This is a genomic window from Pantoea sp. Lu_F5_004 (assembly GCF_051136245.1).
Taxonomy (GTDB): Bacteria; Pseudomonadota; Gammaproteobacteria; order Enterobacterales; family Enterobacteriaceae; genus Pantoea; species Pantoea agglomerans.
The window spans coordinates 3,736,312-3,754,716 of record NZ_CP194946.1 but is presented as its reverse complement, the minus strand read 5'-3'; the positions used below and the strand labels follow the sequence as shown (position 1 = coordinate 3,754,716).

Below are 18,405 nucleotides of genomic sequence, written 5' to 3'. Positions count from 1 at the left end.
GCACATTAAGGTTGCTGTTCTTCATTGAAGGTCACGCCAATCTGCTGCCTGACGTTGTCCATCGCGGCCAGGGTGGTAATCGCCTGGTCAAGCGAATGGATGGGCGAATCGATCCGGTTCTGGCCGATACACCAGGCGAAGTGGTTAATTTCATGACAGAGCTGTTCATAGCGACTGGCAGGCTCCTGCCACTGCAGGCGATGACGCCGATCGCTGGAGGTCAGGGTGAAGTTACCGGGCGCATAGAACTGGCCTGAAAGTTCCAGCGTGGCCTCGCGTCCGGCGATCACCGCGCCGCCTGGCGTGTTGCTGAACAGGGTGGTATTCAGCACCGACTGCATGCCGTGCTGATGGGTAAACAGCATCGACGTCTGACCGTTTACACACCCATCCGGGACGGGCTGGCCCCGGGCGACGATCGTGTCAGGCGCACCGCCGCCAACAAACACGCTAAGCGCCACCAGATAGCTGCCCAGATCCAGCATCGGGCCGCCCGCCAGATCGGCGTTGAAGATGCGGTGGTCCGGGGTGAAAAACTCGCCATGATCGGCAATCAGGGTGTGAACATCGCCGAGCACGCCATCCTCCAGCAGCTGAAGGATAACGTCATATTTCGGTGTGAAGTTGCACCACATCGCCTCCATACAGAGCAGGTTCGCGGCAGCGGCGGCCTGTTTAAGCTGAGTCGCCTGCTGAGCATTCAGCGCCAGCGGCTTTTCAATCAGCAGATGCTTTCCGGCGGCAATGGCGCGCAGACCATCGGGAAAATGGTGGTTGTGGGGCGTAGCGATATAAACCGCATCAACATCCTCCCGCGCCAGCAGCACGTCGATACTGCCCGAGGCATGGCTGATTGACCATTTGTCGGCAAAGGCCTTCGCTTTTGCCGGGTCACGCGCAGCCACCGCGGTGATCTGCTGGTGGGTGTGCTTTCGCAGTGCATTGGCAAAATGGTCGGCGATCCAGCCCGGCCCGATAATGCCCCAGCGCAACTGTGGTATCTGGCTGGCAACGGGCAGGCGTGGAAGCGGAAGCGTTGAAGGGAACATAACTTTTCCTTTTGTACGTGCAGGCAGGTGCTGCTCAGGACTCCACTATAGAAAGCCCGCCGTCGACGCTCTAACCTTTTAATGATGTGATCCCATCAACCCGATCGGCGCAGGATTTTTATCCGTTTTAGCAAATGGGCGTTTTAAAGAGAATACAGAAAGAAATGAATGTTTCATTTTGCGAGGACGATCAAGATTGGCGCTGACTTTCTATCAAATAAATGAGAGGAAATGGCCAGGGCGCGATAGAGTGTTAATGTCTCAGATAACAGAATATCAAGGCGTAGCCGTCAGTCAGCGCTACAGAGAGCAGAAACAGGGAGAAGGATAATGTCAAAAGTGACGATGACCGCCATTGCGCAGGCGGCGGGCGTGGGCGTGGCCACCGTGGATCGGGTGCTGAATGGCCGCGCGCCGGTGCGCAGCGTGACCGAGCAGAAAGTGCTGGCTGCGGCCCGCGAGCTGGGCTATCACCTCACGCAGGCACACATCCGGACAACATCACCCCTTGCCGCAGCAACAGTTCGCGTGAGTTTTATCCTGCTGCCTGCCCGCTATTCGTTTTATCAGCAACTGGGCGAGATGCTGAAACAGCAGCTTAAAGCGCAGCAGCCACAGGGCAGCGAACCTGAGTTTTGCTGGCATGATATTCACGAAGTGGAGGCGGTGGCGCACTCGCTGCGTCTGCTGGCACAGCGCAGTGATGTGATTGCGCTGGTGGCGCTGGATCATCCGCTGATTCGTCACGCGATTCAGGATGTGTCACGACTGGGCGTACGGGTTTACGCGCTGTTTTCTGATTTTTCGCCCTGCGAGCATGCGGGGTTTGTCGGCATTGATAATCAGAAAGCGGGGCGCACAGCGGCGTGGATGGCACAGCATCTGCTGCGTCAGCCGGGATGCGTCGGGGTGCTGCTGGGCGATCATCGCTTTACCTGCCAGGAGAGCAGCGAGATCAGTTTCCGCTCTTACCTGCGCGAGTCAGGTATCACCCAGCGGGTACTGGAACCGTTAAAGACTTATGAGTCGGGTGACGGCGGCTATCAGGCAACCCGTCAGTTGCTGGAGACCCATGATGATCTGGTGATGATTTATGCGCCCTGCGGCGGCATAGAGGGCGTGGTGCAGGCGCTGCGTGACAGCGGACGCAGGCAGATCGATCTGCTGTGCCACGGTCCATTGCCCGGCGATGAGCTGGCGCTGATTGATGGCACCATCACGCTGATGCTGCGTCATCGTCTTGATGTCATGGCTGCGGCGGTGATAGCCACCTGTCTCAACAGTCGGATGGAGCAGCGCGACCATTTTGCACAGGTGACCGTACCCTTTGAAATCGTGACGCGTGAAAACCTGTAAAAAGAAAAGGTTAGCGCCTATTTGATAAAAATCTATCATTTTGTGGGATATTTAAACGCGATCTCTATCAAAAAATGAAACTTTCATTGTTGTCTGAGATGAAATTTTCATTTGATACTGCCAGCAGTTTTCACTGCACAGGCAGATATCATGACCTTTCACATTGCTAATGCGCCCTGTAGCTGGGGCGTGGACGATCCCGCTAATCCCTGGCTGCCGCCGTGGCAGAAAGTCCTGACCGAGGCCGCTCAGGCTGGCTATCCCAGTATCGAACTTGGCCCCTGGGGCTATCTGCCATCCGATGCAGCCGAACTGACCCGGCAGCTTAATGCGCATCAGCTTTCGCTGGTGGCGGGTACGATTTTTGATGATTTGGTCAGTGAAGCGCATTTCCCTGAACTGATCACGCTGACCCACAACCTGTGTCGTACGCTGGCCAGTGTGCCAACCGCCGCCAGAACGCCCGGTGCCAGCGCGCCTTATCTGGTGATCATCGACTTCGGGAATCTGGAGCGGGCGAAATATGCTGGTCAGTCAGAAAAAGCGCCACGGCTCTCCGCTGACGACTGGCAGCGCATGATACGACACATCACCATTCTGAGTGAAATTGCCTGGCAGGAGTATGGCGTGCGGCCGGTGATCCATCCGCATGCGGGCGGCTGCATTGAATTTGCCGATGAGCTTGCGCGGCTGGTCAGTGATATTCCGCATCAGGTCGCTGGTTTATGCCTGGATACCGGCCATCTCTATTATGCCGGAATGGATCCGGTCGCTTCGCTGCAACAGTACTGGACCCGCATCGATTATCTCCACTTCAAAGACGTTAACCAGCGGGTCTGGCGTGACGCACTCTCTCGCGGACTCGACTTTTTCACTGCCTGCGCGCAGGGGGTGATGTGTCCGCTGGGGCAGGGCGCAATCGACTATCCGGCGGTGCGCACGCTGCTGACTGAGCGTAACTATCAGGGCTGGATCACCATCGAACAGGAGCGTGATCCGCGCCATGCCGACACCAGTCTGCGGGATGTTAAAGCCAGCCTGGACTATCTCCGATCAACAGGATTCTGAGGACAACAGCATGATTAACGGTAAAAAAGCGGCTAATCGCTCACTGCGCTGGGGCATGATCGGCGGCGGCGGCACCAGCCAGATTGGGTATATCCATCGCTCTGCGGCACAGCGAGACGGAAACTTTGTGCTGCTGGCGGGGGCGTTTGATATTGATGCCGCACGCGGGCGTGAGTTTGGTCAGGCGCTGGGTGTGGCACCGGACCGCTGTTATCCCGATTATGCCAGCCTGTTCGCCGGGGAAGCCGCGCGTGAAGATGGCATTGAGGCGGTGTCTGTCGCCACGCCTAATAATACTCATTTCGCCATTTGCCGGGCGGCGCTTAATGCCGGGCTGCATGTGGTGTGCGAGAAGCCCCTCTGTTTTACGGTCGAAGAGGCGGATGAGCTGGAGCAGCTGAGCCGGGAGAAGCAGAAGGTTGTTGGTGTCACCTACGGTTATGCCGGGCATCAGCTGGTTCATCAGGCCAGGGAGATGATCGCCGAAGGGGCTCTGGGTGAGATCCGCATCGTTAACATGCAGTTTGCTCACGGCTTCCATAATGAGGCGGTGGAGTTGCAGAGTGAAAGCACACGCTGGCGGGTCGATCCGCGCTTTGTCGGCCCGAGTTATGTGTTAGGCGACCTGGCGACGCATCCGCTGTTTATCGCAGAAACGATGTTGCCACAGCTGAAAGTGACGCGTCTGCTCTGTTCGCGTCAGAGCTTTGTCGCGTCGCGTGCGCCGCTGGAGGACAACGCCTTTGTGATGATGGAGTATGACAACGGCGCGGTCGGCACGTTATGGGCGTCGGCGGTGAATGCCGGATCGATGCACGGGCAGAAGATTCGGGTCGTCGGATCGAAAGCCAGCCTGGAGTGGTGGGATGAGCAGCCGAACCAGTTGCGCTATGAGGTGCAGGGCGAGCCGGTGCGCATTCTGGAGCGCGGCATGGGTTATCTAAGCCCGCGCGCACTGGAAGAGGACCGCATTGGCGGAGGGCATACAGAGGGTTTATTTGAAGCCTGGTCCAATCTTTATCGTCGCTTCGCGCTGGCGATGGATGCCACCGATCGCCGCGACACCGACTTTCTGCAGGATTTCTGGTATCCCGACGTGCATGCCGGATTAATGGGCGTGCGCTGGGTCGCGAAGTGCGTGAAATCGGCGGATGCCGGTGCGGTGTGGGTGGCGTGCTGAAGCGAGTCTTTAGCGGGGAAGAGCGGGACGCGCCTGCTGCTCAGTGAGAACGGCTATCACCGATGACCAGGTCATAAACGGGCTGGCTCTGGCTCAGAGAGCCAGCCTTGCCTGGTCGGTCTGCTCAGAAGGTGGATCTATTACTGATAGGAAAACGTAATACTCGCCAGTGCATTAGCCGTTCCGGGTACCAGATCGCCCGTACGGATATACTGCGCCTGGAAGGGCAGTGACAATACCTGTTTTGCCGATGAGGTTGTCTGGATAAAGAACTGATTGAGCGTGCCATCAGCCGTACTGTCCGGGCCCATGCTCAGGGGACCGATACCGTTATAGAAAAACTGTACGCCCACGCCCGACGCGGTAGAGTCGCCCGTCAGCGTCACAACCGATGAACTGTTTGACGGGGTTGTCTGGTCGGTCATGACCGCATTCACCGCGATGTTCTGATCACAGGTGAGTGTGACGTTGAACGTCCCCGAAGGTGAGGTGCTGCCCACGGTTGAAAGTGTGCGGATATCCAGCGTGCCCAGATCGACGTTCGCACTTTTGGTGTTGACCGTACAGCCGCTGGCGGCCACCGTGATGGTGGTGGGGTTGATAATGACCTGCGCTGTTTTCGTTTCATTATTGTAGGCCGTCAGAATGGCAGCCTGGATAGTGGGCGTTGTATACAGGCCCGATTTCAACGCGGTTCCCGTTTTAATAAAGGTCACTTTCGCTGACCAGCCCAGATTTGTGGCACGGCCACTCGTGCCTGGAGCCGGATAGCTCTGCGTGATGCCCGTTTGTAACGGCATATACTCCGATCCGTTAAAATCTTTTAGCCCGATGATGTAGCCAATACCCGGTATACCCGTTTCGAAAATTGTGTAATTTACACCATCAACGGTGACCGCCATGCCGCTGGATATAGCCGATGGAGAGGGCTCAAGCGTACCCTTTTCACAGACCCATACCCATCCGCACCAGAACACTTCCTGTACGTCCACTGTCGCACTCCAGGTTGAACCAATAATGTCACCGGGCATCACGGAGTCTGCTGGTCCGGAATATTCCATTGGCTGGGGTGAGAGCGTAATGTCTGATTTCCAGTCCATAGCCAGCGCGCTGGCCGAGGCAAGAAAACAGGCAAGCAACAGTAAATTACGCATCATTGATACTCCGTAGTCCAGGTGGCGATGGCTGAAACGTTGCCAGCATTAACCTCGGCAGTTGTGGCGATTAATCGGGCATAAAAATTCATCTGCACGCTGTCACTCCCCTTCACACCATAGGCGGTTGTCTGGGTATCGAGTGGGACAAGCGCGCCATCTTTGTCGAGGATTTGCACTGCCACGCCTGTCGCTCCGCCCTCTGCCACTTTAATCAGTTGCGGATCAATATCATCCGGCGTGCCGCTAAAGCGGATCTTTACGCCAGAAAAGGTGGGGCCACACGCTTCCAGCGTGAGCGTGAACGGAGATTTAATATTGCTTACCGCACCCGCTTTACTTAATTGTCTGGTACCGATGTCGCCAAGGGGGACATTTTTCTCCAGCGAGTCGGCGGCAACGACGCACGTATTGGCGATCAGATTACCCTTTACCGAAACCAGCACATCGTAACCCCGCACCGGCCATGTGCAGGCGAACAGAAGTACGATGCATACCAGGCGGGTTGTTACTGACATGCTCCCTCCAGAGAATAGAGGCCCGTGCGGGCGTTAAAATCCTGCTTATTGAGCTGATAGCGAACAGAGCAACGGGCCGCGTTATCTTTTCCCCAGACCGCGTTAAGCGTACCTTTCAACGGCAGACCCGATAAATAGATGCTGCCACCATCACCCACAATGCTGCTGACTTCGCTGTCTGCTAACGCGACGACGGTACCAAAAGGTAATTCCTTGCCGTTCTGGCGTAAGACAAACATCGCTTTTGCACCCTGTTGCGTAGTGATAGTGGCTCGCACCAGCGCGCCGTCGGTTGGTGTTTTGCTGATGATGGCATTATCGAGTTCCACATCACTGCCTGCGGTCGTGGCGTCGAGGCCGACCCGATTAACGCGGTAGGGCGTGGCGTAGGGGATGACGGCATAACCCCGGCTGTCGGTTTTAATACTGCGGTGATTAAGAACCGCAACCTCGCTGGCTCCGGGTGCTTTGATCAGAATATTGGTATTGCCCAGCGGCTGGCTCAGTGTCAAACCATCTTCGTGTAAAACGGCACCACCGCTGATGCCATAGCTGAGATTCCGGGCATCACGCCCGTAGCTGTAACCCAGGTTGTACTGGCCCCGATGGTCTTTATATTGCAGTGCAGCATCGCCGCCATACTGTTTCTGTGCGTTGTAGCGCTGATTTACGCTGTAATAAAGTTCATCTTTTCCAGGCACATAACCACTAACGCCACCGCTGTAGGTTGTTCCTGCTGATTTCCCCTGAGTGGTGGAAAAACGTGCGCGTGTCGAATTTTTGGGATCGCCAAAGGGTATCGAGAGCGACAAGGCCAGAATGTTATCTTTACTGTCATCATACAGACTGGTGCTGCGCTGGAAGCTCACGCCCAGCGAGGCAGATCGGAATGTCGTATTCCATGCAAACTGAATCCCCTGTGTCGTTTTCGACGTATGCCAGTAGGTTTGCTGATCCCAGGAGAGCGATAAAGAGCCATATTCGTCCATCGGCTGCGAGAGCTGTAGCTGGTTTCTGGCCTTGCGTGACATCCGAAGGTCGTAGAGATTTTCATAGCGGGTGGTGACAGTGCCGTCCGCTTCCACGACCTGTTCTGGTCTGCCGCCGCTCATTCTTTTATAAGCCGTATCGCTGAGGTTATAGAACCCTTGTGTGGAGTAGCGCAGCGAATAGAAATTTACGCGTGTCCCGATGTCGTTGAGCAGTTTGCTGTAGCGCAGGCGTACGGAGTCGCCCGTATAGCGCTTATCATCTGCAAGCTGGCTCCGGGCATGGGTAACATCCAGTGAATAGGCTCCCAGGCGGCCCAGGTTCTGACCGATGCCCGCTGCAACCCCGCGATAACGCTCGGAAAGCTGAGCGCCACCATAAAAGGTCAGTCCATATCGCCAGCCATAAAAGAGTTCACCCTGGGCAAATGTCGGCGCAGCCTGATTATTGACCGGCTGGAATTTTCCCGCACTGAGGGCATATTTAACCTGGCCGCTGCGGACCAGATTAGGCACGCTGGCGAAAGGCACATTGAACTGAGTTTCGTAGCCATCGCTCTCCCTGATAGTGACAGAGAGATCACCCCCCGAAGACGTGGGATAGAGATCGCTGAGCACAAATGGCCCGGGCGATACGCTGGTTTGATAAATAACATTGCCGTTCTGTCGTACGGTGACGATAGCATTGCTGCGCGCAATCCCCCGAACTTCGGGCGCGTAACCACTCAGGCTTGCAGGCAGCATGTTGTCATCCGTTTTAAGCGCCAGCCCGCGGACACCGACGGAGTCAAACACCTGAGATGAGGTGTAAGTTTCTCCGGCATAAAGCTGTGCGCCCAGCGCCGGAACATCGCGCTGCAACCAGGTCTGTACATGGTTCAGCTCATTCGTGTCTTTGGTCCAGGTGGTATAGTCGCGCAGCCGCCATGCGCCAATGTTTATGCCGCTGTTCAGACTGGCAAACAGCTGTTGATCGCGGGTTTTGTTTTCACCTTTATAGGTATTATTCGAGCCGTTAATGACATAGTTCAGCCACCCGGCATGGATGCCACGTTCCCAGTTTTCCGGACTGACGTAGCCGCGTGGCAGATTACGCATCCTGCTCTGCGGTACAGTGATGTTGAGCGTGAGAGTTTGCGGCTCATAGTCCGCGCTGCTGCCGGGAAACAGCGTGCTAAGGAAATAGCACTGTTTTGCCAGCGGCAGGCTGACACCCTCTGCCTGTGCCATGTCGACGCCAAGCGCATCAAGCTGGCTGGCCGTCAGACAGGCTGCAGTGACCTCCTGCCCGCTGGATTTATCCACCGCAAAGATGACGTTGCCCGTGAAGGCATAATTCTTGTTGATATAGACGTTGATATTATATTCGCCTGGCGGTAAGGCACTGCCTGTATTAACCCAGGATAAATCAGCCACTGACGCGCTCTCGCCATTAAGGAAGGCGGGGTTAAAGTGTAAATCGCTCTCCGCGGCTGCGGTATACCGCATGGCATGGAAAGCCACCACCGCACAAACGATTTTCATTTTCACGCGAGCATTCCTCAATGAGTTTATTTACGGTTCAACGGGACGCGGGTTACAGGTGTCCATGCACCGTAGTCATTGATGGTCTGAAAAGTCAGCGATGTAGCCCGGCTGAACTTCTCCTCCAGCGTGGTACTTGATTCAGGTGGCAACATCACAGGCTTAACCGCCTTACCATCAACGTTGAGATTGATCGTTGTGATGAACCAGGGCGTTGGGTTGCGCAGCACAACTTTGCCCGCGCTGTATTCACCGGTGATTTTTTTCCATGCTTCGTTAGCATTACCCGGAAGTGAAGCGGGACGGTAAAATACCTTAATACGATTCGCAGAGGCGAACTGCAGAGAGTTACCTGCACTATTTTTTGTTTGCTGAGGAATAGCCTTAACCGTTATCCAGTACAGGGATTCACGATCCTGTGGCAAAGATCGACCATTAAAGATAATCTTTACCACGCTTTCGGTTGCTGGTTTTAAAACATAAAGCGGCGGCGTAATAACGAAATCCTGCGTGCGCTCCCCGCTGGCAGTTTCCATCCAGGATTGAATTAAAAACGAGGCCTGTACGTGCGTATTTCTGACCTGCAATGTTGATTGTTTTGCATCAGCGGAGTAGACCATACGTGTCGCCCCTAACCCCACTCCACCAGCGTGTACCGCCGATGAAAACAATGTGGCAGCCAGACAAACCCAGCTTAAAGAACGCATTATTTTTCTCCTGAACGTCTATTCATGCCCGGTCGTTAAACCGGGCATGATGATTACGAGTAGGTTACGGTGTAAGTGGCAACTGCACTGGCATCGCCCGCAGTCGCACCACCGGTTGGCGAATAATATTTAGCGCTGAAGTTCAGAGAGTTAGCACCTTTACGCAGTGGAATCGCTGTGGCTGCCTCGCCCAGTTTCACGATGTTGCCCTGCTCGTCATAAAGACGAATGGCCACATTCTGCGCTGATGCAGCGCCGCCGTTTACACCTGCTGCCAGGCTGTTGGCATCATTACTGTCTGGCGTACCGGAGAAGGTCACTGCGACAGTGGTGGCCGCAATAGGTGTCTCTTCTGTCGATGCTGAGGTATCCGCAATTGCGCAATCCTCAAGGGCGATAGAAAACGTTTTAGCCACGCTTGCTTCACTGCCTGCAGCGGCCAGCGTAGCCGTACGCACTTCACCCATATCAACATCAATGTTTGCGCTGTTGGCGCTGATGGCGCAGGCTGATGTCACAACGCTTCCGTTAAAATTGACAGAACCACCGCTGGTTGTTGCCGCCATAGCTGAGCCCACCGGGAACAGCGCTGAAACACCAAATACCAGAAGGGCTTTTTTATTAAATTCCAGTTTCATGTGATCACCTTTATTATTGAGTTTGCTTTGTTGTGTTTTGTAAATAACGACTGACAATAAATATAAGAAATATTTTTATTGTAAAATTACGAAAATATCGCAGTTGAGGTTTTATATATAATTTATTTTTTTCTTTATTATTTTTATGGTGTTGTGCTGTATGCGGGGTGATGCCCTCCTCTTAATAATAAGATGGGGGCATTATAATTTTTTTAAGAAAAAATAACCTGTGATTTTTTATTATACAGGCGAAGTATTGAGGAATAAGTATTGTATATTGGATATCCATGTTAATAAGTTATTTTATTTTTACTAAAAATAATGAAATTTATAAATGCAATAATATTTATCAGGGTGGAGAATGATTTCATTCTCATTTGAGGCGTATATTATGTGTGCGTCTATCGCAATGAAAGAGATGTAAGTTATCTCTGCTGCCCACAACATATGCTTTGATAAAGATCAGAAAAGATCGTTTGCAATGATTTTAAAAAAACCATTCCGGACTATCGGATAAAATGGGGCTGGCCCGAACAAAGAGTAATCAGCAGGCTCAATGTCTATGACAGATAGCGTGATCGCCTGATCCAGGCCAGGATGGCCGCTGACAGAGCTGATAAGTTCAGAGAAGCGAGCAGAGGGGGAAGAATTGAGGGGCAGTTCAGAGATTGTCGCTGTCATGCCTGACGCTGGACAACGGCAGAATGGCGTACCTGTGCGGAAGAGGGCGCGAAACAGGGTAGAGGTGACATAAACATGACGCAAAAAAAACGGATTTCCGTGGAGGTCCGTTCATTTTAAATAGGGTGCCCGAACCCGAAAATGCCGGGAGCATTTTTGCATCGCGCGGCCCGGAGGGTGAGGCACAGGATGTGGCGAGTATATCGAACCTTCGATAACCGGTTCGCGCCACAAAAGCAAAAAACCCGCCAGAGGCGGGTTCTTTAAATTTTGGTGCCCGAACCCGGAATCGAACCAGGGACACGGGGATTTTCAATCCCCTGCTCTACCGACTGAGCTATTCGGGCAACGGGGCGCATTAAACCGTAAAGGCCGCGGGTCGTCAACGGCTTTCACTAAAAAACCCCGGAAAACGTGACTGATTGCCTGATTTTCAGTCAAAGCGGGTAAAACCTCAGGCCAGTGCGCCATTTTTACGGCACAGCGCGATGCTGTAAACATCCTCCGCCAGCCGCTGTGCGGTAGCGACATCCTGCACATTGCGCTTCACCAGCAGCTTGCTGAGGCAGCCTTCAAGAATCAGCTCCATCTGATCGGCCACCATGCTGGGGTTATCCAGCGCCTGCTCCACCAGAATGTCGTGGGTGAACTGCCATGAGCCGCGTTTCTGCTGTTCGGCCAGTTGATGGATGGGCTGATCGGGCTGCGGGTAGAAGCTACAGGCGGCGATAAACAGGCAGCCCGGAAAGCGTCCTTTGCTGACCTGCTCACTCAGGACCTCATAGCGTGCCATCAGCTTCTGGTCGGGCGACAGCGATTCATCCAGCAGGATCTGGCGCCGCCAGGTTTCAATCTGCTGCCCGTGATAGCGCAGCGCATCGTAGAGCAGGGCGTCACGATCGGGCCAGAACTGCTGAAGCTGGTCACGGGTTAATTCGGAACCCGCCAGGGTTTCCAATGAGAGGGTGGCGGCGAGGCCGTTCTGTTCAAGCACATTCAATGCATGCTCGAGTATCTGTTCACGCTGCAAGTGACTCTCCTCTGGTATGCAGGCCCGGTAATGCACCGGGCAATGCCCTGACTCCAGTGTTGTTTACGGGGTAAGTTTCTGCAAATGCGCCCGGAAGTCGGCGGCATTGAGAAACCCGGTGATGCGCGATCCGGCGATTTCGCGGCCCTGCGCATCAAAGAACAAAATTGTCGGTAAGCCCAGCACCTGAAGATGCTGCAACAGCGCGTTGTCACTGGCGTTGTTGGCGGTGACGTTGGCCTGGAGCAGCTGTACCTGGCTCAGGCTATCGCGCACGGCGCTATCACTAAAGGTATATTTTTCAAACTCTTTACAGGCGACGCACCAGTCAGCGTAGAGATCGACCATGGTGATGCGCCCGCGGGCCTGCTGCAGCGCGCTTTCGAGCTGCTGCGGCGTCTGGATGGTATGGAACGGCAGCGGTGCCACAGCCTGCAGCGCCGCCGGGCCACCAAAGGCCCAGTCCTGCAACGGGCGTGCGCTGATCAGCGCAGCGGCCAGCATGATAATCTGCACGATGCGCCACTTACCGCTGCTGGCGCGCAGGCTGACGCTGAACGCCCAGCCAAAGAACGCGACGCCGAGCAGGCTCCAGAGTCGCAATCCCCACGCATCGCCCAGCACCCGCTCCAGCAGGAAGACCGGCAGCGCCAGGATGACAAAGCCAAAGCCCTCTTTAACGGTTTGCATCCACGGGCCGCTTTTCGGCAGCAGCCGGTTACCAAACAGGGTCACGGCGATCAGCGGTAATCCCATTCCGACCGCATAAAGCCACAGCGTCCCGGCACCGGCCCACAGATTTCCGCTCTGCGCGATGTAAAGCAGAATGGCGCTGAGCGGCGCCGTGGTGCAGGGCGAGCAGATCAAACCCGCCAGCGCGCCCATCAGGAAGACGCCGGGCAGCGAGCCACCCTGCTGACGATTACTCCACAGGGTCAGGCGGGTTTGCAGGCTGGCGGGCAGTTGCAGCGTAAACAGGCCGAACATCGACAGCGCCAGCACGATAAACAGCAGTGAGAGCGTGAACAGCACATAAGGATGCTGCAACGCGGCCTGGAAGCGCAGACCCGCTGCCGCGACGACCAATCCCAGCAGTGTGTAGGTCAGCGCCATCCCCTGCACATAGACCATCGCCAGCGCGAACAGCCGGCCCAGCGAATAGTGGCGCTGTCCGCCAAGGATAATGCCGGAGATCAGCGGATACATCGGCAGTACGCAGGGCGTAAACGCGACACCGATACCAATCAGTAGCGCCCAGAGCGGCGAGAAAGGCAGCGGGCTGGCGGGCGCGGGCTGAGCGCTGACTGGCGGCGGTGCGCTGCTGGCGGTCACCGCATTTACCGGTACGCTGCGCGTCTCTGGCGGATAACAGAATCCGGCGGCGGCACAGCCCTGATAAGTCACACTGAGCGTGGCGCCGCTGGCCGCCTGTTGCAGCGTCACCGGCAGCGTCAGATCCTGCGGATAGATTTCACTTTTGCCGAAGAATTCATCTTCATGCGGCTGACCTGCCGGCAGCGTTAACGGCGCGATGGCCGCGTTCTGCGGTGTGATGTGGATCTGCTGGCGATAAAGGTAATAACCCGATTTCACTTTCCAGTGCAGGTTGAGCTGCGAGCCCTTCTGCTCGAAGTCAAAAGTAAAGGCTTGATCGACCGGCACAAAGCGACTGGTCGCCGGATTTGAAAAGAGTGAAGCGTGCGCCTGCAGGCAGATAAACAGCGTCAGCAGAAGCGTAATTAAGCGAGAGATGCGTGCAGCCATGACAAGTATTCACTGTCTCCATATTGAACCGGCAGCGCCAGCAGTTCGGGCACATCGTAAGGGTGAGCTTCTTTGAGCAGATCACACAGCGCCTGCTGATGATCGCGGTCGCATTTCAGCAGCATCTGGACTTCGCTACTCTGCTCCATTTTTCCCTGCCAGAGATACCAGGAGGTGGCGCCCGGCAGCAGTGTGACGCAGGCCGCCAGCCTGGCTTCCAGCGCTAAGCCAGCAAGGTGCTCCGCCGTGGCCTGATCGGGCGCGGTGCAGAGGATAACGACAGCATTCATCCTGTGACTCCTGTTTTAAAGAGCGCCGATGATAGCACGCTCCATCCGTAACACGAGGAGTGCGCTAAAGCAGCAATCCACCAAAGACGAAGCCAGAGAGCACCGACAGTGCAATGGCGATCACTCCGGGAATGATAAAGGCGTGGTTAAACACATACTTGCCAATCCGGGTCGAACCCGTGTCATCCATCTCTACGGCGGCCAGCAGGGTCGGGTAGGTCGGTAGCACAAACAGCGCCGAAACCGCCGCGAAGGAAGCGATGGCAGTAAGCGGCGTAACGCCCAGCAGCAGCGCGGCGGGCATCAGCGCTTTGGTGGTCGCAGCCTGCGAGTAGAGCAGCATCGAGGCGAAAAACAGCACCAGCGCCAGCATCCACGGATAGGTTTTCAGCGTGTCGCCCGCCAGCATCTGAATCTCCGCCAGATGTGCCTTCACAAAGGTATCGCCCAGCCAGGCGACGCCCATCACGCAGATACAGGCGCTCATGCCGGACTTAAAGGTGCTGGCGCTGAGAATTTCGCTGGTGTCGAGTTTGCAGGTCAGGCTGATCAGCGTGGCGATGGTCAGCATAAACACCACAATTGCTTCATTGCGTGGCAGTGGCGGATTGACGATCAGCCCGACGCTGGCGCTGGTCGCGGTGGCATAAAGCACCACGGCCACAATGCCCGTCAGAAACAGCAGCACCGATTTTTTCGCGCCCGGTTTTGCCTGATAGAGGCTGGCGCCACGCAGCGTGACTTCGCCTTTGGCGAGACGCGCCTGATAAACCTCATCATCCTTTAGCTCACGGCCTAAGAAGTTAGTCACCAGAGCCGCCAGGAAGAGGCCCACCATGGTTGAGGGGATGGCAATCGCCAGCAGCGTGATATAGCTGACGCCGCGCGGCTCAAGCAGGGTGGCGAAGAAGACCACCGCGGCTGAAATGGGTGACGCGGTAATCGCGATCTGCGAAGCCACTACCGCAATCGACAGCGGCCGGGAAGGGCGAACGCCTTGCTCTTTCGCCACTTCGGCAATCACCGGTAATGTTGAGAACGCGGTATGTCCGGTACCGGCCAGTAGCGTCATCAGGTAGGTCACCAGCGGTGCCAGCAGCGTAACGTGGCGTGGATGACGGCGCAGCAGGCGTTCCGCCAGGCTCACCAGATAATCCATCCCGCCCGCCACCTGCATGGCGGCTATGGCGGCGATCACCGCCATGATGATTTCAATCACATCGAACGGAATAGCGCCGGGTGTCATGCCAAATCCCAGCGTCAGGATCAGCACGCCCATTCCGCCTGCGAACCCGATACCAATGCCGCCAAGACGTGCGCCCAACCAGATCGCCATCAAGACGATAAGCAGCTCAACCACAAACATGAATGACTCCTGAAAGATAAACCGGTAATAGCCGGGTGTGCTGTTTAACAAAAAAAAGGCACACCGTGTTGATCGCGGTGTGCCTTTTGTTAACCAGCGTCGGTTAAACCTTACTGTTCGTTTTCATCAGTATAACGTTTGGCTTTATAAACCGGGTACATCAGGTTCTGCACCGAGAAGATATCGTCCAGCTCACTTTCCGTCAGCAGGCCGCGCTCCAGCACGACCTCACGTACGCTTTTACCGGTTTCCGCACAGATTTTGCCGACGATGTCGCCGTTATGGTGGCCGATGTAAGGGTTGAGGTAAGTCACGATACCAATCGAGTTGAAGACATAGGCTTCGCACACCGCGCGGTTGGCGGTAATGCCGTTGATGCACTTCTCCAGCAGGTTGTAGCAGGCGTTAGTCAGAATGCTGATCGACTCAAACAGCGCCTGGCCAATCACCGGCTCCATCACGTTGAGCTGCAACTGGCCCGCTTCAGAGGCCATCGTCACGGTGATGTCGTTGCCAATCACTTTGAAGCAGACCTGGTTTACCACCTCCGGTACAACCGGATTGACCTTGGCGGGCATGATAGAGGAACCCGCCTGCAGCTCTGGCAGGTTGATTTCATTGAGGCCAGCACGCGGGCCAGAGGAGAGCAGGCGCAGGTCGTTACAGATTTTAGAGAGCTTCACCGCCAGACGTTTCAGCGATGAATGGACCATCACATAGGCGCCACAGTCAGAGGTCGCTTCAATCAGATCTTCCGCCGGCACCACCGGCAGGTTGCTGACTTCCGCCAGACGCTGTACCGCCAGGTGCTGATAACCTTCCGGCGTATTGAGGCGGGTGCCGATGGCGGTCGCGCCCAGGTTCACTTCCAGCAGCAGTTCCGCGGTGCGCAGAATGCTTTTGGTCTCTTCATTCAGCAGTACGCTGAAGGCGTGAAATTCCTGCCCGAGAGTCATCGGCACGGCATCCTGCAACTGGGTGCGGCCCATTTTCAGGATGGTCTGGAATTCATCGGCTTTGTGCTGGAAGCCTTCGGCCAGCTGGCTGATGCCATCAAGCAGTTTCAGTAGCGAGCTGTAGACCGCGATGCGGAAACCGGTTGGGTAAGCGTCGTTGGTGGACTGGCATTTGTTCACATGATCGTTGGGGTTGAGGTACTGATATTCCCCTTTCTGGTGGCCCATCAGCTCCAGACCGATGTTCGCCAGCACTTCATTGGTGTTCATGTTAACCGAGGTTCCGGCACCGCCCTGATAAACATCCACGGGGAACTGGTCCATACAGCGGCCATTGTTGAGCACTTCGTCGCAGGCCTTAATGATGGTATCGGCAATGTTGCGCGGAATGGTCTGCAGCTCTTTGTTGGCCATCGCCGCCGCTTTTTTTACCATCACCATGCCGCGGACAAATTCAGGTATGTCGCTGATTTTGCTGTTGCTGATATAAAAATTCTCAATCGCACGCAGAGTATGAACGCCATAATAGGCATCCGCCGGAACTTCGCGCATACCTAACAGGTCTTCTTCGATACGAATGTTGTTCGCCATGATAACCTTCTTGTTGTTGCCGCTAACCATCACAAAGGATGTGTTTATTTTGTCGTGGTGTACCCGTGCCGACATATTATCCGTCTTCATAGGGGCGTGTGCGATCATATTCTGATGCATATGAAAAGCACGCATGCAGATCACTTAATGCTGCAGCCTGGTTAACGATATGTGAAGTTGGTTACAAAATTAACCCCGCAGGATAAATTTGACAGGATCGGTTGAAAATGGCGGCGCGGGTGCCCATCTCTTTTCTTATCATCCTCAGGATGAACGCTTTCTGCTGACCGGCACGCTGCCGTTCAGCCCCTACTTACAGGAGAGTACGGTGCGCTGGATACCGTTATTAGTCTTTTTCGTTCTGGCCTGGATTGAAATTTCCCTCTTCATTCAGGTTGCACACGTCATGGGCGTGCTGCTTACCATGCTGCTGGTGGTCTTCACCTCGTGTATCGGCGTCTCGCTGGTCAAAAATCAGGGCATGAAAAACTTTATGCTGATGCAGGAGAAGCTGGCACGTAATGAAAGCCCGGCCAACGAGATGATCAAAAGCGTGTCGCTGATCATCGCCGGTTTCCTGCTGCTGCTGCCTGGTTTCTTTACCGACCTGCTGGGCCTGCTGCTGCTGCTGCCACCGGTGCAGAAGCATCTGACGCTGAAGCTGATGCCTCATCTGCGCGTCTGGCGGGGACCGGGAGCCGGACCAGACAGCGGCTACACCATGGATGGCGAGTTCGAGCGTAAAGACAGCGATCGCCTTGAGCATCATGACGATCACAAGGATCGTTAACCGCAACTGTCACCTCTGAAAGCGCAACCTTCGGGTTGCGTGAGATTGTTGAAAAAACTGACCCGGTCAACTGTGAGACCGGAGCCGCTCAGGGAACAGGGTCAGATCGGAAAGTCGCAAAATCGTCATCCATGACTGCTCGGCCCGCGCCATCCGTGGCGCGGGACGCTTTCCTCTTCTGACCCAGTTTCCTGCGCCCTGAGCTTAGTCGTTGCTGCCAGGGTCACCCTGTTATGAGTTTGTCAGCACACTGGCGCAACCTTCGGGTTGCGTTTTTTATTTGCCCCATTATCTGTTCAAAAAGCCATCACTTATCACTCGCGGGTAAAAAATTTGTTGTCCGCCCCCTTGAAAGTGGGTGGCAGCGGCCCTATCTCTCTGGTCACGAGGCCGGAAGCCATGCAGCCCGGTGTTCAACCCCAAAACTGAATGATTGGACTTCTCAAAGGAGAGCTATCAAATGAAAATTCGTCCATTGCACGATCGCGTTATCGTCAAGCGTAAAGAAGTTGAAGCTAAATCAGCTGGCGGCATCGTGCTGACCGGTTCCGCAGCCGGTAAATCCACCCGTGGTGAAGTACTGGCTGTCGGCAATGGCCGCATCCTTGAGAGTGGCGACATTAAGCCGCTGGACGTGAAGGTTGGCGACATCGTGATCTTCAGCGAAGGTTACGGCGCGAAAACCGAGAAAATCGACAACGAAGAGGTGCTTATCATCTCTGAGAGCGACATTCTGGCCGTTGTTGAAGCGTAA

At 55.2% G+C, this 18,405-nt stretch carries 16 protein-coding genes and 1 tRNA gene; 5 read left to right on the top strand and 12 right to left on the bottom strand.

Annotated features, from left to right (window positions below; translation table 11 throughout):
• Positions 1 to 5: 5 nt before the first annotated feature.
• On the bottom strand, positions 6 to 1,049 hold the full coding sequence (locus tag ACR8BN_RS17430) for a Gfo/Idh/MocA family protein (protein ID WP_434747175.1): 1,044 nt from the start codon (positions 1,047 to 1,049) through the stop codon (positions 6 to 8).
• Between the two features lie 330 nt (positions 1,050 to 1,379).
• On the opposite strand from ACR8BN_RS17430, the gene ACR8BN_RS17425 reads away from it, so the two are divergent.
• The 3 genes from ACR8BN_RS17425 (at position 1,380) to ACR8BN_RS17415 (ending at position 4,653) form a co-directional block, all read left to right on the top strand.
• Complete coding sequence (locus tag ACR8BN_RS17425) at positions 1,380 to 2,405, top strand: LacI family DNA-binding transcriptional regulator (protein WP_039386989.1); 1,026 nt, start codon at positions 1,380 to 1,382, stop codon at positions 2,403 to 2,405.
• Positions 2,406 to 2,555: 150 nt separating this feature from the next.
• Positions 2,556 to 3,473 (top strand): TIM barrel protein, encoded by a 918-nt coding sequence (locus tag ACR8BN_RS17420; protein WP_434747174.1) that lies wholly within the window; start codon positions 2,556 to 2,558, stop codon positions 3,471 to 3,473.
• A 10-nt stretch (positions 3,474 to 3,483) separates the two neighbouring features.
• On the top strand, positions 3,484 to 4,653 hold the full coding sequence (locus tag ACR8BN_RS17415) for a Gfo/Idh/MocA family protein (RefSeq protein WP_434747173.1): 1,170 nt from the start codon (positions 3,484 to 3,486) through the stop codon (positions 4,651 to 4,653).
• A gap of 140 nt (positions 4,654 to 4,793) precedes the next feature.
• On the opposite strand, the gene ACR8BN_RS17410 is transcribed toward ACR8BN_RS17415, so the two are convergent.
• The 11 genes from ACR8BN_RS17410 to aspA form a co-directional block, all read right to left on the bottom strand.
• Positions 4,794 to 5,810, bottom strand: a complete 1,017-nt coding sequence (locus tag ACR8BN_RS17410) for a fimbrial protein (protein WP_434747172.1) — start codon at positions 5,808 to 5,810, stop codon at positions 4,794 to 4,796.
• Positions 5,807 to 6,325 (bottom strand): fimbrial protein, encoded by a 519-nt coding sequence (locus ACR8BN_RS17405; protein ID WP_083070338.1) that lies wholly within the window; start codon positions 6,323 to 6,325, stop codon positions 5,807 to 5,809. The genes ACR8BN_RS17410 and ACR8BN_RS17405 overlap by 4 nt, the downstream gene beginning before the upstream one ends.
• On the bottom strand, positions 6,316 to 8,844 hold the full coding sequence (locus ACR8BN_RS17400; protein WP_434747171.1) for a fimbria/pilus outer membrane usher protein: 2,529 nt from the start codon (positions 8,842 to 8,844) through the stop codon (positions 6,316 to 6,318). Before ACR8BN_RS17400 ends, ACR8BN_RS17405 begins: the two co-directional genes overlap by 10 nt.
• Before the next feature lie 20 nt (positions 8,845 to 8,864).
• Complete coding sequence (locus tag ACR8BN_RS17395) at positions 8,865 to 9,545, bottom strand: fimbrial biogenesis chaperone (protein WP_434747170.1); 681 nt, start codon at positions 9,543 to 9,545, stop codon at positions 8,865 to 8,867.
• Positions 9,546 to 9,598: 53 nt separating this feature from the next.
• The gene (locus ACR8BN_RS17390; RefSeq protein WP_031593634.1) at positions 9,599 to 10,183 is read right to left on the bottom strand and encodes a fimbrial protein; all 585 of its coding nucleotides are present in this window, start codon (positions 10,181 to 10,183) and stop codon (positions 9,599 to 9,601) included.
• 952 nt (positions 10,184 to 11,135) lie between these two features.
• Positions 11,136 to 11,211, bottom strand: a tRNA-Phe gene (locus ACR8BN_RS17385).
• Positions 11,212 to 11,318: 107 nt separating this feature from the next.
• On the bottom strand, positions 11,319 to 11,894 hold the full coding sequence (gene dicD / locus ACR8BN_RS17380) for a division control transcriptional repressor DicD (protein WP_064704942.1): 576 nt from the start codon (positions 11,892 to 11,894) through the stop codon (positions 11,319 to 11,321).
• A 63-nt stretch (positions 11,895 to 11,957) separates the two neighbouring features.
• Positions 11,958 to 13,658 (bottom strand): protein-disulfide reductase DsbD, encoded by a 1,701-nt coding sequence (locus tag ACR8BN_RS17375; RefSeq protein WP_434747169.1) that lies wholly within the window; start codon positions 13,656 to 13,658, stop codon positions 11,958 to 11,960.
• A complete protein-coding gene (gene cutA / locus ACR8BN_RS17370; RefSeq protein ID WP_031591988.1) occupies positions 13,634 to 13,948 on the bottom strand; it encodes a divalent cation tolerance protein CutA in 315 nt (104 codons plus the stop codon). The genes ACR8BN_RS17375 and cutA overlap by 25 nt, the downstream gene beginning before the upstream one ends.
• 64 nt (positions 13,949 to 14,012) lie before the next feature.
• A complete protein-coding gene (locus ACR8BN_RS17365) occupies positions 14,013 to 15,314 on the bottom strand; it encodes an anaerobic C4-dicarboxylate transporter (protein ID WP_031591989.1) in 1,302 nt (433 codons plus the stop codon).
• Between the two features lie 110 nt (positions 15,315 to 15,424).
• On the bottom strand, positions 15,425 to 16,861 hold the full coding sequence (aspA, locus tag ACR8BN_RS17360) for an aspartate ammonia-lyase (protein ID WP_010251996.1): 1,437 nt from the start codon (positions 16,859 to 16,861) through the stop codon (positions 15,425 to 15,427).
• Positions 16,862 to 17,189: 328 nt separating this feature from the next.
• Here aspA and ACR8BN_RS17355 point away from each other — a divergent pair, with 328 nt between their 5' ends.
• On the top strand, positions 17,190 to 17,651 hold the full coding sequence (locus ACR8BN_RS17355; protein ID WP_010251992.1) for an FxsA family protein: 462 nt from the start codon (positions 17,190 to 17,192) through the stop codon (positions 17,649 to 17,651).
• 460 nt (positions 17,652 to 18,111) lie between these two features.
• The gene (locus ACR8BN_RS17350; protein ID WP_010251990.1) at positions 18,112 to 18,405 is read left to right on the top strand and encodes a co-chaperone GroES; all 294 of its coding nucleotides are present in this window, start codon (positions 18,112 to 18,114) and stop codon (positions 18,403 to 18,405) included.

Excerpts from the sequence above, each read along its gene's own strand:
- ACR8BN_RS17420 (WP_434747174.1), top strand. The coding sequence starts at position 2,556 with ATGACCTTTCACATTGCTAATGCGCCCTGTAGCTGGGGCGTGGACGAT.
- ACR8BN_RS17375 (WP_434747169.1), bottom strand. The coding sequence starts at position 13,658 with ATGGCTGCACGCATCTCTCGCTTAATTACGCTTCTGCTGACGCTGTTT.
- ACR8BN_RS17430 (WP_434747175.1), bottom strand. The coding sequence starts at position 1,049 with ATGTTCCCTTCAACGCTTCCGCTTCCACGCCTGCCCGTTGCCAGCCAG.
- ACR8BN_RS17350 (WP_010251990.1), top strand. The coding sequence starts at position 18,112 with ATGAAAATTCGTCCATTGCACGATCGCGTTATCGTCAAGCGTAAAGAA.
- cutA (WP_031591988.1), bottom strand. The coding sequence starts at position 13,948 with ATGAATGCTGTCGTTATCCTCTGCACCGCGCCCGATCAGGCCACGGCG.
- ACR8BN_RS17365 (WP_031591989.1), bottom strand. The coding sequence starts at position 15,314 with ATGTTTGTGGTTGAGCTGCTTATCGTCTTGATGGCGATCTGGTTGGGC.
- ACR8BN_RS17425 (WP_039386989.1), top strand. The coding sequence starts at position 1,380 with ATGTCAAAAGTGACGATGACCGCCATTGCGCAGGCGGCGGGCGTGGGC.
- ACR8BN_RS17415 (WP_434747173.1), top strand. The coding sequence starts at position 3,484 with ATGATTAACGGTAAAAAAGCGGCTAATCGCTCACTGCGCTGGGGCATG.
- ACR8BN_RS17405 (WP_083070338.1), bottom strand. The coding sequence starts at position 6,325 with ATGTCAGTAACAACCCGCCTGGTATGCATCGTACTTCTGTTCGCCTGC.
- ACR8BN_RS17390 (WP_031593634.1), bottom strand. The coding sequence starts at position 10,183 with ATGAAACTGGAATTTAATAAAAAAGCCCTTCTGGTATTTGGTGTTTCA.
- ACR8BN_RS17410 (WP_434747172.1), bottom strand. The coding sequence starts at position 5,810 with ATGATGCGTAATTTACTGTTGCTTGCCTGTTTTCTTGCCTCGGCCAGC.
- ACR8BN_RS17395 (WP_434747170.1), bottom strand. The coding sequence starts at position 9,545 with ATGCGTTCTTTAAGCTGGGTTTGTCTGGCTGCCACATTGTTTTCATCG.
- aspA (WP_010251996.1), bottom strand. The coding sequence starts at position 16,861 with ATGGCGAACAACATTCGTATCGAAGAAGACCTGTTAGGTATGCGCGAA.